This window comes from Pantoea sp. EKM101V (assembly GCF_011800325.1).
Classification (GTDB): Bacteria; Pseudomonadota; Gammaproteobacteria; order Enterobacterales; family Enterobacteriaceae; genus Pantoea; species Pantoea anthophila.
On the sequence record NZ_JAALFP010000003.1, the window covers coordinates 212,090 to 226,256 of the forward strand.

Annotated in this window: 16 protein-coding genes and 1 riboswitch; of the genes, 9 read left to right on the top strand and 7 right to left on the bottom strand. The window is 56.3% G+C overall.

All coding sequences use genetic code 11. The annotated features are described in order from the left end of the window. Nucleotide 1 precedes the first annotated feature (1 nt). Nucleotides 2-1,249, bottom strand: coding sequence for an extracellular solute-binding protein (locus tag HFD92_RS07205; protein WP_167428625.1), 1,248 nt, complete (start codon nt 1,247-1,249; stop codon nt 2-4). A 293-nt stretch (nt 1,250-1,542) separates the two neighbouring features. On the opposite strand from HFD92_RS07205, the gene HFD92_RS07210 reads away from it, so the two are divergent. Then, nucleotides 1,543-2,712 carry an ROK family transcriptional regulator gene (locus tag HFD92_RS07210; protein ID WP_167428626.1) on the top strand — a complete coding sequence of 390 codons (1,170 nt, stop codon included), beginning with the start codon at nt 1,543-1,545 and terminating at the stop codon, nt 2,710-2,712. Nucleotides 2,713-2,752: 40 nt separating this feature from the next. Here HFD92_RS07210 and HFD92_RS07215 read toward each other — a convergent pair whose 3' ends face one another. The 3 genes from HFD92_RS07215 to HFD92_RS07225 form a co-directional block, all read right to left on the bottom strand. Beyond that, nucleotides 2,753-4,027, bottom strand: coding sequence for a Glu/Leu/Phe/Val dehydrogenase (locus HFD92_RS07215; protein ID WP_009092964.1), 1,275 nt, complete (start codon nt 4,025-4,027; stop codon nt 2,753-2,755). A gap of 455 nt (nt 4,028-4,482) precedes the next feature. Next, nucleotides 4,483-4,872: a DUF1090 domain-containing protein gene (locus HFD92_RS07220; RefSeq protein WP_046102669.1), complete on the bottom strand. Its 390-nt coding sequence runs from the start codon at nt 4,870-4,872 to the stop codon at nt 4,483-4,485. A gap of 124 nt (nt 4,873-4,996) precedes the next feature. Further along, nucleotides 4,997-5,767, bottom strand: coding sequence for a MerR family transcriptional regulator (locus HFD92_RS07225; protein ID WP_167428627.1), 771 nt, complete (start codon nt 5,765-5,767; stop codon nt 4,997-4,999). A 57-nt stretch (nt 5,768-5,824) separates the two neighbouring features. Between HFD92_RS07225 and HFD92_RS07230 the strand changes: the two genes are divergently transcribed. Further along, nucleotides 5,825-6,160: a hypothetical protein gene (locus HFD92_RS07230; protein ID WP_167428628.1), complete on the top strand. Its 336-nt coding sequence runs from the start codon at nt 5,825-5,827 to the stop codon at nt 6,158-6,160. Further along, the gene (locus HFD92_RS07235) at nt 6,130-6,525 is read left to right on the top strand and encodes a hypothetical protein (RefSeq protein WP_046102667.1); all 396 of its coding nucleotides are present in this window, start codon (nt 6,130-6,132) and stop codon (nt 6,523-6,525) included. The genes HFD92_RS07230 and HFD92_RS07235 overlap by 31 nt, the downstream gene beginning before the upstream one ends. Before the next feature lie 44 nt (nt 6,526-6,569). On the opposite strand, the gene HFD92_RS07240 is transcribed toward HFD92_RS07235, so the two are convergent. Together HFD92_RS07240 and HFD92_RS07245 are read right to left on the bottom strand one after the other, a co-directional pair. After that, nucleotides 6,570-7,043 (bottom strand): nuclear transport factor 2 family protein, encoded by a 474-nt coding sequence (locus tag HFD92_RS07240; RefSeq protein WP_009092968.1) that lies wholly within the window; start codon nt 7,041-7,043, stop codon nt 6,570-6,572. A 62-nt stretch (nt 7,044-7,105) separates the two neighbouring features. Then, entirely contained in the window at nt 7,106-7,540 is a 435-nt protein-coding gene (locus tag HFD92_RS07245) for a 6,7-dimethyl-8-ribityllumazine synthase (protein WP_167428629.1), read from the bottom strand. Between the two features lie 377 nt (nt 7,541-7,917). Between HFD92_RS07245 and HFD92_RS07250 the strand changes: the two genes are divergently transcribed. Next, entirely contained in the window at nt 7,918-8,625 is a 708-nt protein-coding gene (locus HFD92_RS07250) for a phage antirepressor KilAC domain-containing protein (RefSeq protein ID WP_009092970.1), read from the top strand. A 146-nt stretch (nt 8,626-8,771) separates the two neighbouring features. On the opposite strand, the gene HFD92_RS07255 is transcribed toward HFD92_RS07250, so the two are convergent. Further along, a complete protein-coding gene (locus HFD92_RS07255) occupies nt 8,772-9,569 on the bottom strand; it encodes a MetQ/NlpA family ABC transporter substrate-binding protein (protein ID WP_009092972.1) in 798 nt (265 codons plus the stop codon). Between the two features lie 290 nt (nt 9,570-9,859). Here HFD92_RS07255 and HFD92_RS07260 point away from each other — a divergent pair, with 290 nt between their 5' ends. The 5 genes from HFD92_RS07260 (at nt 9,860) to HFD92_RS07280 (ending at nt 14,162) form a co-directional block, all read left to right on the top strand. Continuing rightward, nucleotides 9,860-10,246, top strand: coding sequence for a cupin domain-containing protein (locus tag HFD92_RS07260; protein ID WP_009092973.1), 387 nt, complete (start codon nt 9,860-9,862; stop codon nt 10,244-10,246). Nucleotides 10,247-10,597: 351 nt separating this feature from the next. Further along, a riboswitch (guanidine-I (ykkC/yxkD leader) is annotated at nt 10,598-10,696 on the top strand. A gap of 60 nt (nt 10,697-10,756) precedes the next feature. Continuing rightward, complete coding sequence (locus HFD92_RS07265) at nt 10,757-11,815, top strand: putative urea ABC transporter substrate-binding protein (protein ID WP_140029175.1); 1,059 nt, start codon at nt 10,757-10,759, stop codon at nt 11,813-11,815. Nucleotides 11,816-11,839: 24 nt separating this feature from the next. Beyond that, entirely contained in the window at nt 11,840-12,655 is an 816-nt protein-coding gene (locus HFD92_RS07270; protein WP_009092975.1) for an ABC transporter permease, read from the top strand. Next, on the top strand, nt 12,652-13,437 hold the full coding sequence (locus HFD92_RS07275; RefSeq protein WP_167428630.1) for an ABC transporter ATP-binding protein: 786 nt from the start codon (nt 12,652-12,654) through the stop codon (nt 13,435-13,437). Before HFD92_RS07270 ends, HFD92_RS07275 begins: the two co-directional genes overlap by 4 nt. Further along, nucleotides 13,434-14,162 carry an urea amidolyase associated protein UAAP1 gene (locus HFD92_RS07280; RefSeq protein WP_167428631.1) on the top strand — a complete coding sequence of 243 codons (729 nt, stop codon included), beginning with the start codon at nt 13,434-13,436 and terminating at the stop codon, nt 14,160-14,162. Before HFD92_RS07275 ends, HFD92_RS07280 begins: the two co-directional genes overlap by 4 nt. Nucleotides 14,163-14,167 lie beyond the last annotated feature (5 nt).

Consider the following 14,167-nt stretch of genomic DNA (forward strand, 5'->3'; position numbering starts at 1 on the left):
CTTAACGCAGCCGGGCGGCGCTTTTATCGACCGTCGCCATCGCATCCTGGGCCGACGTTTTGCCCAGTAACACCTGCTGCAACTGCTGCTGGAGCTGGTTCGACAGGCGCGAGTAGTCGGCCGTCTCAGGACGTGACAGCATCACGTTAAGCGATTTATCCGCCGCGGCAATCAGACTCTCCTGACCTTTTTTCACCGCCTCATCCTGATAGGACGATTTCCAGATCGGCAGGCTGAGTTTCGCATACTGATTCTGCACCGGCTGAGAGGTCATATAGCGGATGTACTGCCACGCTTCATCCGCATGGCTGCTGCCTTTGGTGATACCCAGCCCCATTGAGCCGTTGACCGCACCCACTTTGCCCGGTGCATCCCCCGGCGCAGGCATGATGCCCACCTCACCCGCCACTTTGCTCTGCTTTGGATCGTTGGCCATGTTGTACATGTAGGTCCAGTTCAGCGCGAACGCCGCATCGCCATTGGAGAACGATTTACGCACATCCTCTTCCAGATATTCACGCGACGCCGGATTGCTCAGCCCCTGATCGAGTGAGCTTTTCATCAGCGCCAGCGCCTTCAGAGAGGCCGGGCTGGAGAAGCTGAGCTTGCCGTTCTGATAAAACTGGCCGCCAAAGCCGGAGACCAGCGTGGTGTAATCACACACCAGCGCTTCCGCCTGAGACCAGCTCCAGACGAGCGGATAGGTGACGATCTTTTTCTCTTTAATGATTTTCGCGTCATCCAGCACCTGCTGCCAGGTTTCTGGCAGCGTCGTAATGCCTGCTTTCGCCAGCATCGCTTTGTTGTAATAGAGGTACTTGGTGTCGAGGATCCACGGCATGCCGAGCGTTTTGCCTTTGAAGACCACCGTGTTCATCGCACCCGGGAAAACCTTCTCTTTTTCGTCGGGGGTAATGCGTGATGAGACATCCTGCAGCAGATCGAACCGGCTGAATTCTGCCGGCCAGATGGCATCGAACAGCACCACGTCATAGCCATTGCCGCCCGCACCACGCGCCGCCACGATCTTGTCATGCAGGGCTTCATAGGGAACAAACTCCAGATTGACGCTGACATCCGGATGCGCTTTCTGAAAGTTCTGCGTCATGGCGCGGATATCATTTTCGCTGTAGGCGGCCTGCGTCATAAACAGGGCATTAATCTGCGTGGCCGCCGTTGCGCTGCCTGCGCTTAACATCAGTAAGGCGGCAAAGCCGGCTTTGAGTCGGGGGGTATAACGCTGTGACATGGTCTTCTCCACTATGCAGCAACAGGCTGTCGGTTAATTAAATCAATTTGATTGATTTAATCAGGGGCGTAATGGTCAGCGGGCAGGCTGACCTGTCAGGAATTAAGCAAAGGACGTGCCAGTAAAGGGCGGTAACATTAACAACGTCGTAACAACGCTGGCGCCCAGCCTGCGCTTTTATCGCCGCCTTGCCTATCCTGAACCGCGGAAATTGCGTACACGATCAAAGATATTGTTTGCCTCCATTGCTCCGCATACCAATACTGTGAGGTCGCGCTGTAAGGGAAAACAACATGAGAACCTCAGGCACCAACCTTGAACATGCGCGGGCGCATAACCGCCGTGTGGTGATTGAAGCGATTCGTCTGCATGGTGAGCTGACCCGTGCCGAACTGGCACGGCTGACGGCGCTGACGCCGCAGACCGTCTCCAACATTGTGGCAGAGCTGGAGCAGGCTGAACTGCTGACCAGCCGCCAGCCACGCCGCAGCGGGCGTGGTCAGCCCTCCATTCCGGTCACGCTGAATCCGACCAGTGCCTGGTCGATCGGGATTCACCTCGATCACCAGACCCTGCTGCTGGTTCTGGTCGATCTCAGCGGCGAAGTCCACTTCCGCCGCCTCCTGCTGGTGCAGAAGCCCCAGCCTGCTGCTACCCTGGCGTGCATTGCTGACGTGCTGACGCAGATGCGGGCCTTTCTCGGCGCGCAGTGGCAAAAGGTGTTAGGCATAGGCGTGGTGATGCCGGGACCGTTTGGCGTAGAGGGCATCTCATCGGTGGGACCGACCACCCTGAACGGCTGGGAGCAGGTCGATATTGAAGCTGAACTTGGCGCGATCAGTGGCCTGCCGGTGACGCTGGAGAATGACGCCACCGTGGCCGCCATTGGTGAACGGTTTCATGGCATCGCCCGTCAGCTTAACTCCTTTATCTATCTCTATATCGGCACCGGCCTGGGCGCGGGGATCTTTACCGATGGCCACATCTACACCGGCCATGCCCATAACGCGGGTGAGATCGGCCACATCGTGGTCGAGCCGGGCGGGCGCGACTGCTATTGCGGCAATCAGGGCTGTCTTGAGCGTTATGTCTCGTTACAGGCTGCCTATGAGTTCTGCGGCCTCGATCCGATGCGGGCGCTGCCTGACGACCTGCTGCAGATTGATCCTGCGCGTTTCAGTGCCTGGATTGAAAGCATAAAGACGCCACTGCGCCAGGCAATCAATATTCTGGAGTCGGTGTTTGATGCAGAAGCGGTGATTATCGGCGGGATGATGCCCGCGCCGTTGCTGGAACAGATGGTTGCGCAGTTACCACCACTCTATCAGTCGGTACGCGGACGCTATCTGAATGCGATGCGACTGAAGACCGGCATGACCGGCAGCGATACCGCCGCGCTGGGTGCCGCCGCGCTGCCCATCTTCGATGAGTTTAACCCGCAGTTTCAGGTGCTGATGAAGTAGAGAGGAAATGGCGCTGTTGCAGACAACAGCGCCACCGGGATCAGCCCGGATAGATCCCGCGATCTTTACGCGCCATCAGGATACGCTCACACGCCACGATGTAGGCCGCGGTGCGCAGCGAGCACGCTTTCTCTTTCGACTTGTCCCAGACGTGAACCATCGCTTCTGTCATGATCTTGTCTGAGCGACGATTAATCTCGTCTTCACTCCAGAAGAAGCTGGCCATGTCCTGCACCCATTCGAAGTAGCTGACGGTTACGCCGCCCGCATTGCAGACCACATCCGGCACCACGATAATGCCGCGCGAAGCGAGCATGTCGTCGGCGTCAGGGTAGGTGGGGCCGTTCGCGCCTTCCAGCACGATTTTGCAGCTCAGCACTTCTGCACGCTCACGGGTAATCTGACCCTCCAGCGCCGCCGGAATCAGAATGTCCATCTCCGTCGTCCAGAACGCCTCTTTCTCGATGCTCTGTGCGCCCGGGAAACCGGCGATCTGCTTGTGCGCAATCTGCCATTCCGTCAGGGCTGCCATGTCGATACCGTCGGCATTGAACAGGGTGGCCGTGTGATCCTGAATCACCACCACGCGCGCGCCCGCCTCGTCAAACAGTCGGGCCGCTTCACTGCCGACATTACCAAACCCCTGAACCGCCACGCGGGCACCTTCAATTTCAATGTCTGCGCGACGCGCCACTTCGCGTCCGGTGATAAACACCCCGCGGCCGGTGGCTTTCTCACGGCCCAGCGAGCCGCCCAGATGAATGGGTTTACCGGTGACGACGCCGGTGACGGTGGTGCCGAGGTTCATGGAGTAGGTGTCCATCATCCACGCCATCACTTTACCGTTGGTGCCGACATCCGGAGCCGGGATATCTTTCTGCGGCCCGATGATGATGCCAATCTCACTGGTATACCGGCGTGTCAGACGCTCCAGCTCGCCCTCAGAAAGTTTAAAAGGATCGACGCGGATGCCCCCTTTAGCGCCACCGTAGGGCAGGTTGACGGCCGCACACTTGATGGTCATCCAGGCCGAAAGCGCCATGACTTCGTTAAGGTCGACATCCGGATGATAGCGAATGCCCCCTTTGCCGGGACCGCGTGAAAGGTTGTGCTGAACGCGATACCCTTCAAAATGGCGAATTGAGCCATCATCCATCTGCAGGGGAATGTCGACAATCAGTGCCCGCTTGGGATGACGTAAAGTATCTATCCAACGTGAAAGATCGCCCAGATAGGGCGCCACCCGGTCGATTTGCTGCAGGTAGGTTGACCAGGCAGATGTGCTGCTTTCAGACGCATAAGATAACTTATCCATAAAAAACCTTTCTTAATGAAGTTATTTATTGTGTGGAGCCGTGGATGACGCGCGTACTGTTTTGCGCCGTCATAATCTAACACTCCTGAAACAAATAAGATGTGGCAGGCGCCCGGCCCCGACCGGGTTATGCCCCATTCTGGGGCAGACAAAGTGAATAGTTTGCTGATTACACCCCGCACAAGGCGAATAATGATGCGCGTGAAGTGCGTATTTTGTGCATAGCGTGAGAAAACTCGCTATCTTTCAATTCTTTGAAGGCGTTCAAAAAGTTAAAGAATTGATCGACGCGATATTGACTTTATTGCACCAATTAAGTGCATGAGAATAAGTAATCAACCGATTACATTAAGTAATGGATAAAAGGTGAATAGCGGTGATTATTCAGCAGGTTAGGAAACAGCCGGGAAAAAATAAAAAATAAGAGGCCAGCGCTGCTGGCTGGCCTTATCAGATTAGTGAGTCAGCGCCTGTTCCGCTTCCTTCAGATCCTGACGCGCCTCAGCAAGCTTCTCTTCACGCTTGCGGATTTTGCTGGCACTGCGTTCTTCGGCTTTCGCCTGAGCCAGTTCCTGTTCACGCTCCTGAACCTTACTGCGCTTTTCGGCCACTTTTTCCTGTCGCTGCTTCAGCAGGCCGCTTTCGGTGCAGTGCTCTTCAACTTCACGCCGCGCTTTTTCCAGCCCGGCAATCTGGTGAGAATTATTGTGCTGTCGGGCAAAGGAGAGCTGCGTCTCAATCTCCTGCTTTTTTGCTGCACAACCGGTTAACGCAGAGTCGGCATGCGCCGCCGTGAAGGTCAGGGGAAGCAGGCAAAGGCTGAAGGCCAGTAAGGTCTTTTTCATTGTCGTCTCATCTATGAGTCAGGAGGTGGAGACAACAGTATACGAAGCCGCCTTAAGCGGTTCTTAACAGAAAAAAATATTCACTGGCGCGGAAAAAGCGGAGAGGGGGAAAGGCTGCCTGCTGTCAGGCAGCGCTTGAGGCGTTTGACCGGGAAAGGCTAAGGCGGCAATCAGGACCACTGAGCATGACGGGATGCCCCTGCTGACTCTGCTGTCTGAAATAGTCCTGCATCACCTGACTGATGCCGGCACCACACCACATGACATGATGCGCATGGCGTCCGGTGTTAAACGCCGGTTGTCCGCTGGCACTGGCATCCACCTCGACACTAAAACCCATCGCGGTCAGACGAATGGCTTCCAGCCAGATTTCGGTTTTGTCCAGGACGCTCACGGCTTCCAGAAACAGCGGAACAGAGGCGTGGTTTCGCGCCGCGTCACGCATCATCAGGTCAGCCTGCTGCTGCACCGTTTTTTCAAACCGGGCAAGACGGCGTGTGGCCCCCTGACGCCGGTCTGCGTGAAGCCAGACACTCAGAGGGCGCAGCAGATTAATAATGAAGTCATCACCGCTGTAGTTACCGGACATATTGTTCATCTGGCGCGAAAGCGACAGGGGTGTCCCGAATTCAAGCTGCCAGAGCATGTCACCTTTACGCGCCGCCCAGCCGTGGGTCATGATCGAGGTGGCGGTCTGCTGCCCCTGTCTGATCTCCTCAGGCGTCGCGCCCGTGGCAGTTAAGTCAACCAGCGTGCGGATTTCACTGAGCTGTGCGTCACTCCAGTGTTCAGCGTGTTGTCTGGGCGTCAGTAACCCCTGCTTCACCCAGCGCTTCAGGTTCGCAGGATGCGTGCCGGTTATTGCACAGACCGTTTCCGTTGTATGAAAAAGCATATCGTGCCCTCTGTTGAGGGAATGGCCGCCGGGGTTAACCGGGGATGAACGTCTACTATGAACCTGATAACCGCTAATGAACAGGGGGGATCCGGAGGAAAAACAGCGGCCACGCGGCGTGACGCTGCGCTTATTCGTCGTGAGCAGCCGGGTAAATTGAGGCTGATCAGCAGGTTAAAAAATCTGCGGCCCGTGAAAAAAAAGACTGTTTATTTATTCAGTAAAAATTCTTTACGCAACTATACCGGGCAATCCAGGGATATTTTAACTTTTTTAAGAGGATACCGATCTCTCCTCCTCTTTTATCTGCCAGGCAAACGACTAAAATATGGGGTTCTGATGATCAGGAGAAAGAGTGCCCAATGCCTTATCGTTTTACCTTCGCCGCGTTGACGGTTGCTGCGTTATTAACCGGCTGTGCGAAACAGACGCCCAGCGATACGCCAGATGAATTTGCTGCGGGTCCGACGCAGATTGATGTCTCACACATTAAAACCCGTGCCGATGATGGTTCAAGCGTCTTCCTGACGGTAGATGGCAAAGATGCCGGTAAATTACCGAATGGCGAAAGCATGCTGCTGCACGTTCCGGCCGGAAAACACCAGATTGGCGGTTATGTACCGACGCTGTTCGGGATGGGGCGCGTCACCATCGCACCGGTGGAAGTGACCACGTCACCTCAGGACGTCAAGAAAGTGGCCTATACGGTCACCCGCAACAAAGCCACCTTTGTCGAGAATAAGGACGAGCAGGGCTGAGCAGAGGATAGCGGAGAGCAACGCTCTCCGCTGAACGCGCCGCGTTATAAGCCGAGTTCACTCAGGGAAGGGTGATCGTCAGGCCGGCGTCCCTGCGGCCAGTGGAAAAGCCGCTGCGCTTCGCTGATTTTCAGATCGTTGATGCTGGCAAAGCGCTGCTTCATCAGACCCTGCTCGTCAAACGCCCAGTTCTCATTGCCGTAAGAGCGATACCACTGCCGCCGCTCATCGTGCCATTCATAGGCAAAGCGCACCGCTATCCGGTTTTGATCGAAACTCCACAGCTCCTTTATCAGCCGGTACTGCTGCTCCCGCTGCCATTTTTGCTCCAGAAAGGCGATGATCTCACTGCGGCCGGTCAGGAAGGTATCGCGGTTGCGCCACTGGCTGTCCACAGAATAGGCCAGGGCTACCCGCCCGGCATCGCGGCTGTTCCAGCCATCCTCAGCCAGACGTACTTTCTCTGCCGCCTCTTCAGGCCGGGTAAAAGGGGGTAAGGGCGGACGTGAAGTTTCCAATGTTTCTCCTTAACGGCACAAAGGCCCGGATGTTATCGCTCCCGGGCTGAGTTACGGCCATATTAAAGTTCAAGCGCGTGGATCTGGCAGACGGCACGGGCCGCTTCCTGACCTTTTTTCACGAAGTGCTGGGTGTAGAAGTCGATAAACTCCGCCGAAGGCTGGAAGTTATGCGGCGTCAGAGAGACCGAGAAGACCGGCACGTTGGTGGCCAGCTGGGCCTGCATCAGACCACTTACCACCGCCTGAGCCACAAAATCATGGCGATAGATGCCGCCATCCACGACCAGCGCCGCGCAGACAATCGCATCAAAGTTGCCGGTCTGCGCCAGACGCTGTGCCAGCAGCGGCATCTCAAAGGCGCCTGGCACATCCCAGGTTTTGAGCTCATAGGAGGTTCCCCGGCTCTCCAGCTCCTGTTCAAATCCGGTCAGAACCTGAGAAACGATTTCGCTATGCCAGTTAGCTTTAATAAAGGCGACTTTCAACGGCTGCATGACTTACTCCAGTAAAAGGTAATATCCCGTGGTAATGAGCGCGATGACGTCCCTGAACCCCGGATGAAACGTTAAGCCGGACAGGCCGGTAACCTGCTGACTCTCATCACTATACTGTAATGTAAACAGCCTGTGTCCACCATTGTCATTATGTGTGAATGACCTTTCCTCTCTTTGCGGGCATTAAACCCTGTGAGACAACCGCCAGAGCCGTTCAGACGCCTGATCCTGCCCGCAAAATCACTTTCACCGCCCGGTTTGCGTAACAGCTTCCGGTTATGAAACTGCTTAAATAAAATACTGGATATCTGAACAGTATTTTGTATAATAAATGGACTACCCGCCGGGTATTGGTAGCGTTAGCGAGGGGTGAACCCATGATGATTTCGACTGAAAGCCTCAAATCTCTGGAACAATCGGTCACAATGAGCAGCCGTGAGCTGGCTCAGATGACCGGTATTACACATGGAGAAGTGAAGCGGTTAATCAAAAGTCTGGAAACGGCTCAGCGTCTTTCTCAGCCGCTCAAAGTGAATGACTATGAGCGCGAAGGGGAGGTGCGTCAGGAGTACCGCCTGAGCAAGCGTGACTCCCTGCTGGCCGTGGCACGCCTGTCGCCAGGCTTTACGGCCGAAGTGCTGGATCGCTGGCAGGACCGGGAAAGAACCACCCATCTGCCGGACTTTACCAACCCGGCTGAGGCTGCACGTGCCTGGGCTGAACAGTTTGAACAGCGTCAGGCGGCGGAGCAGCAGCTGGCTCTCTCCGCGCCTAAGGCCGCCTTCTTTGATAACTTCGTTCAGGTGGATGACTCGCTGGGCTTTCGTCAGCTCTGCAAAATGCTGAAAGCGAAAGAGCCGGAGTTTCGTCAGTTTCTGCTGGAGCGCAATATCATGTACCGCGCCAAAGGTACCCTGACGCCGCAGCATTACCATCTGCAGGCCGGCTACTTTACGCTGCACACCGGCACCGGCGAAAACCAGCACGCCTTCTCACAGGCGCGTTTTACTGCAAAAGGGGTTAAATGGGTGGCAAGCCTGTGGGCAGCGCATCTTTCCGCTCAGCCAAAAGGGGCCGCTGCGTAGCGGTGCCTCTGGCCTGGCGGGCTGGCGCGGCGTGACTGGCAGAGGGTAAGGCGCAGGCATCCGCTCATACTGTGCTGACATAAAAAAGGCCGCATCGGAACGCGGCCTTTTTTGATTTTTTGATCCCAGGGATGCGTTGCGGGCGATTACCAGCCTTTAATTGCATCGCCTTTATAAACTTCTTCCGCTTTAGCCGCGACTTCAGGCGACTGCAGCGCCGCTTTCAGCTTCTGAATTTTATCGCTGTCTTTATTGTCTTCGCGTGAAACCAGGGCATTGACGTAAGGCGAAGAGGCGCTCTCCATAAATAAACCATCGCGGTGAGCGGATAATCCTGCCTGAGCCGAGAAGTTCGTATTAATGATCGAGAACGCCACGTTCGGATCATCCAGCGTGCGGGTCAGCTGCGGCGTATCCACTTCAACCAGTTTCAGGTTTTTAGGATTTTCGATGATATCCAGTGAGGTGGGTAAATAACCCACACCCTCTTTCAGCTTAATCAGGCCCTGCGCCTGCAGCAGCAGCAGGCTGCGTCCCAGGGTAGTGGCTTCGTTAGAGATGGTCACTGTCGCACCATTCTGCAGCTCACTGATGTTCTTGATTTTGTGCGAATAGGCAGCAATCGGGAAGACGAACGTCTTGCCAACTACCGCAAATTTATAGCCGCGCTCTTTAGACTGATCTTCCAGATAAGGCAGGCTCTGGAAAGCGTTGGCGTCAACTTCCTTGTTATTCAGCGCTTCGTTCGGCAGTACATAGTCATTGAAGTTCAGCACTTCGACATCGAGCTGATATTTATCTTTTGCAACCTGTTTCACCACCTGCCAGATCGCTTCATCCGGCCCGGTATTAATCGCCACTTTGACTTTGTTATCGTCATCTTTAGAACAGGCGGATAATAATAAAACAGAACTGGCCAGTAATGCGGCAAACAAACCTTTCATTATCAGAAATCCCTCAGAGAATTGATGGCTTCAAAGATAATACAGAAATGTCAGGTTGCGAACTGACGGAGGGATATATCTTATAACCACATACCGGATATTGTTCATTAATTCATCAGGCTGGCGGCTTATGCCCGCGAATTAACCGATGCCATTCGCGGCTGTCCGGGCGGTTTTATTCCTCTGGCGCACTCATCCGGTCAACATCCCCTCAGCCAGTACGCGCATTCTCTTCTACGCTTAAAGCCTGCGGTTCGCAGCATTGCATTGATTGTTAACAGGGAATACTGATGTCAAAAGATGAAAAGAACGGGATCGAAGCGGTTGAAGTCATGCGCAGCGGGGAGGCCTGGAACGGAGAGGTCATTGAATCCTATCCGCACGGCGAGCCGGAACTGACCGTAATGCGCCTGTCACTGCCTGCCCATACGTCATTGCCGTGGCACACGCATCCGATGCCAAATGCGGCGTTTATCCTTTCAGGCACCCTGATTGTGGAAGACAAAGCGAGCGGGGAGCAGCGTACCTTCCACGCCGGAGAAGCGCTGAATGAGACGGTTAACAGTGCGCACCGCGGTTACACGCTGGAGGAGCCCGCCGAGCTGGTGATTACCTATGCCGGGGTCAAAGGACAGGCGCTGACCGAACCACTGCCGGGAGAACCCGAAGAGTTTTGACGCCCTTGCAAAACGGCGGTGCAGCGCGCTGCCGTTATTCATCCCGCCCGCAGCGCCGCCGCTATTCACTTCCCTGATAAGCGATTCGCCAGAGCCTGCATATCCACATCCTGAAACCGCTGTTTTAGCGACAGGCGAGGCGCGTCACAGCTGAGTTCACCTGCGCTCAGAAATGGCATCGTGAAGAGGAGTGAATCCCGGCACTGATTATGTGCAACGCACGCTGCTGACTCACCATCACGGGGCCTGCCGTTTTACAGCCTTTATAAGTGCATGATTAAATAGAATTTAAATTCTGGTACGCCAATTGCAATAACCCGTTCAGTAAGCAGCGCACTACACAACTGATACTGAATAGCTGGCTAGGGTTCCGGTTCACGCAGGTGAATGTCTGGTCCGAGAGCTGGCGACCTCTGCGAGGTTACACGGCGGGACAAAAGCCCGGGAGACAGCGGCACCATCTGGTGTCTTGCGCTGCTCCCGTTTTTTTGTGCCAACCAGAGGTCAACCATGAAGACATTTTCCCTTCTCCGCACGCTCATTCTCTCCCTGGCACTGCTGGCCAGTGTGCCCTCTTTCGCCGCAGTTAAAAAAGAGTTCAACGTCTGCTGGACCATCTATGCGGGCTGGATGCCCTGGGGCACGATCGCTAATGAAAAAATCATCGATAAATGGGCCAGCAAATATGGCATTAAAATCAATATCGTCCAGCTGAATGACTATATCGAATCGATCAACCAGTACACCGCAGGGCAGTTCGACGGCTGCACCATGACAAATATGGATGCCCTGACCATTCCCGCCGCGGGCGGCGTCGATTCCACGGCGCTGATCACCGGCAGCTACTCCGAGGGTAACGACGGCATCGTTCTGAAAGGCGTGAATAAAAAACTCAGCGACCTGAAAGGCATGTCGGTTTATCTGCCCGCGCTGTCCGTATCGCACTATCTGCTGGTGCGCGGTCTGGAAAAGGCCGGACTGCAGGAGAAGGATGTTAAGGTCGTGAACACCTCCGATGCCGATATCGTCTCCGCCTTCGGCACCAGCGGTGTCAAAGCCGCAGTGGCCTGGAACCCACAGCTTTCCGTCATCAAAAAGAGTCCGCAGACCACAGAAGTGTTCAGCTCCTCCGCCGTGCCGGGCGAGCTGATCGATATGATGGTCGTGAACACAGAAACCCTCCACGATAACCCCGCACTGGGCAAAGCGCTGACCGGTGCATGGTTTGAGATGATGGCAAAAATGCAGGCGGGCGATACCCAGGCGCTGAGTGCAATGGCCGCGGATTCCGGCACTGACCTCGCCGGTTATCAGGCACAGCTCAAAACCACCCATCTGTTCCCGACTCCCGCCGCCACAGAGGCCTTTGTCGCCTCGCCCGACCTGGCAAAAACCATGCAGCGCGTGGCCGCGTTCTCTTTTGATAAGGGGCTACTCGGCGAGGGTGCGCAAAGCGCTGACTTCATCGGTATGGCCTTTCCCGGCAACCAGACCCTCGGCGACAAAGCCAACATCAGACTGCGCTTTGACGACAGCTATCTGAAGATGGCCGCGGCAGGCCAGCTCTGAATTCCGGGCTGAGGAGCTTACGCCATGCGCCACATTAACCGTTATCCCCGACAGGGAATGCGCCTGACGCTGATGCTGTTGCCGTTTGTCTTGCTGATCGCCGCCTGGTTTATCAGCTCGGCGGTGCGGCTGGAAGCAAACCCGCAGGATAAACTGCTGCCCGGTCTGTCGCAGATGATCGCTGCTGTTGACCGGATGGCGTTCACGCCCGATAAACGCAGCGGTGAGTTTCTGCTGTGGGCGGATACGCTGATCAGTCTCACCCGTCTGCTGACGGGCCTGATGATCTCTGCGCTGATCGGCCTGGGCATCGGTATTGCCGCCGGGGTGTTTCCCATGACCCGCGCGGCGCTGTCGCCGTTTATGACCGTCGTGTCGATGATCCCGCCGCTGGCGCTGCTGCCGATGCTGTTTATCGTCTTCGGGCTGGATGAGCTGTCAAAAGTGATGCTCATCGTCATCGGCATCACCCCGATGCTGGCCCGCGACCTGGAACAGCGGGCGCGGGAGATCCCCATCGAGCTTTTCATCAAAGCCCAGACGCTGGGCGCGAACAGCTGGACGGTGGTATTGCGGGTAGTGCTGCCCCAGCTGCTGTCGCGACTCATTACCTCGCTGCGCCTGCTGCTGGGTTCGGCGTGGCTGTTCCTGATCTCCGCCGAAGCCATCTCTGCCACCGCCGGGCTGGGTTACCGCATCTTCCTCGTCCGCCGCTACATGGCGATGGACGTCATCATTCCTTATGTCATCTGGATAACCCTGCTGGCCTGGCTGATGGATCTGGCGCTGCGTCAGCTGCACAAAGCCTGTTTCCCGTGGGCGGAAGGAGGCCGGGAATGAGTTTTATCGATATCAAAAACATCTGGCAGGAATATGGCGACCACGTGGTGCTGGAGCGCATCAATCTGCAGGTCAGGGAAGGGGAGTTCTGCTCGCTGGTGGGTGCCTCCGGCTGCGGGAAATCGACTTTCTTACGACTGCTGCTCGGTCAGGAGCAACCAACGCGCGGCACCATCACGCTCGATGGTGAGCCGCTGCCGGCGGAGCCCGATCGCAGTCGCGGCGTGGTCTTTCAGCGCTACTCGGTTTTTCCTCATCTCAACGTGCTGGATAACGTCACCATCGGTCTGGAACTGCCGGCGTCACCGCTGTGGGGCCGGCTGCTGGGCGCCCGAAAACGTCAGGCGCGTCATCAGGCCAGAGAGATGCTGGAGCGAGTGGGGCTGAGCCACGCGCTCGACAAATATCCGGCGCAGCTGTCGGGCGGGATGCAGCAGCGGCTGGCGATTGCCCAGGCGTTTGTCATGCAGCCACGGGTGCTGCTGCTGGATGAGCCCTTTGGCGCACTCGACCCCGGCATCCGCAAAGATATGCACGCCCTGCTGCTTCAGCTCTGGAGCGAAACCCGCATGAACGTCTTTATGGTCACGCACGACCTTGCCGAAGGGTTCAACCTGGGCACCCGGCTGCTGGTTTTTGACAAGGTGCGCCTCGATCCCCAGGCACCCAATGCGTGGGGGGCGCGTATCACCTATGACATTCCGCTCAACGAAACGCGGCTGTCCCAGCTGGCGACCGGCCGCAAAGACAACATTTACCCCTTAAAGGAGAACGCTCAATGACGGCACTTTTTCACTCCGGCCCCAGCCTGCGCGAAGAGCAGCTTCCTGGCGGCGCGCATACCTCGCTGATCCTGCGTAAGGGCGGGATCCTGCGCCTGACCGATATCAACGGCGGGGCTAACGTCAGCGCCATGATGCTCAATCCGCACGAAAAAAGTGAACGGCTGAACCTGCCCGACACCCTCAAGGGTCAGCACACCGCGCGGCTGACCACCGGCCACTGTTTTTACTCTGATATGGGTCGCGTCCTGGCGGCTATCGTGGCGGACAGCTGCGGCTGGCATGACCCGTTCGGCGGCGTCCTTAACGCCACCGAGACGCACGACAAGTACGGCAGCGGACGCTATCAGGAACTGCGCAACGGTTTCTACCGTAACGGCGTCGATAACCTGCTGGTGGAGATGGGCAAATGGGATCTCGGCTTGGAAGACCTGCTGATGGTGGTGAACTTTTTCAGCAAAGTCACGGTGGATGAGGCGGGGCGCTTTGCCTTCATTTCAGGCAACAGTCAGCCCGGCGATTTCGTTGAGCTGTATGCGCCAATGGACGTGCTGATCGTCCTGACCGCGCTGCCTCACCCTCAGGATCCCGCCACTCAGTATCTGCCGCGCCCGATTCAGCTGAACTGGTATCAGGCCGATGCGGGTCAGGCCCTCAGCGACGCCATTTTCACCCGCGATGAAAATCAGCGCGCCATGCAAAACACCCAACACTTTTCCCTGTAAGGAGG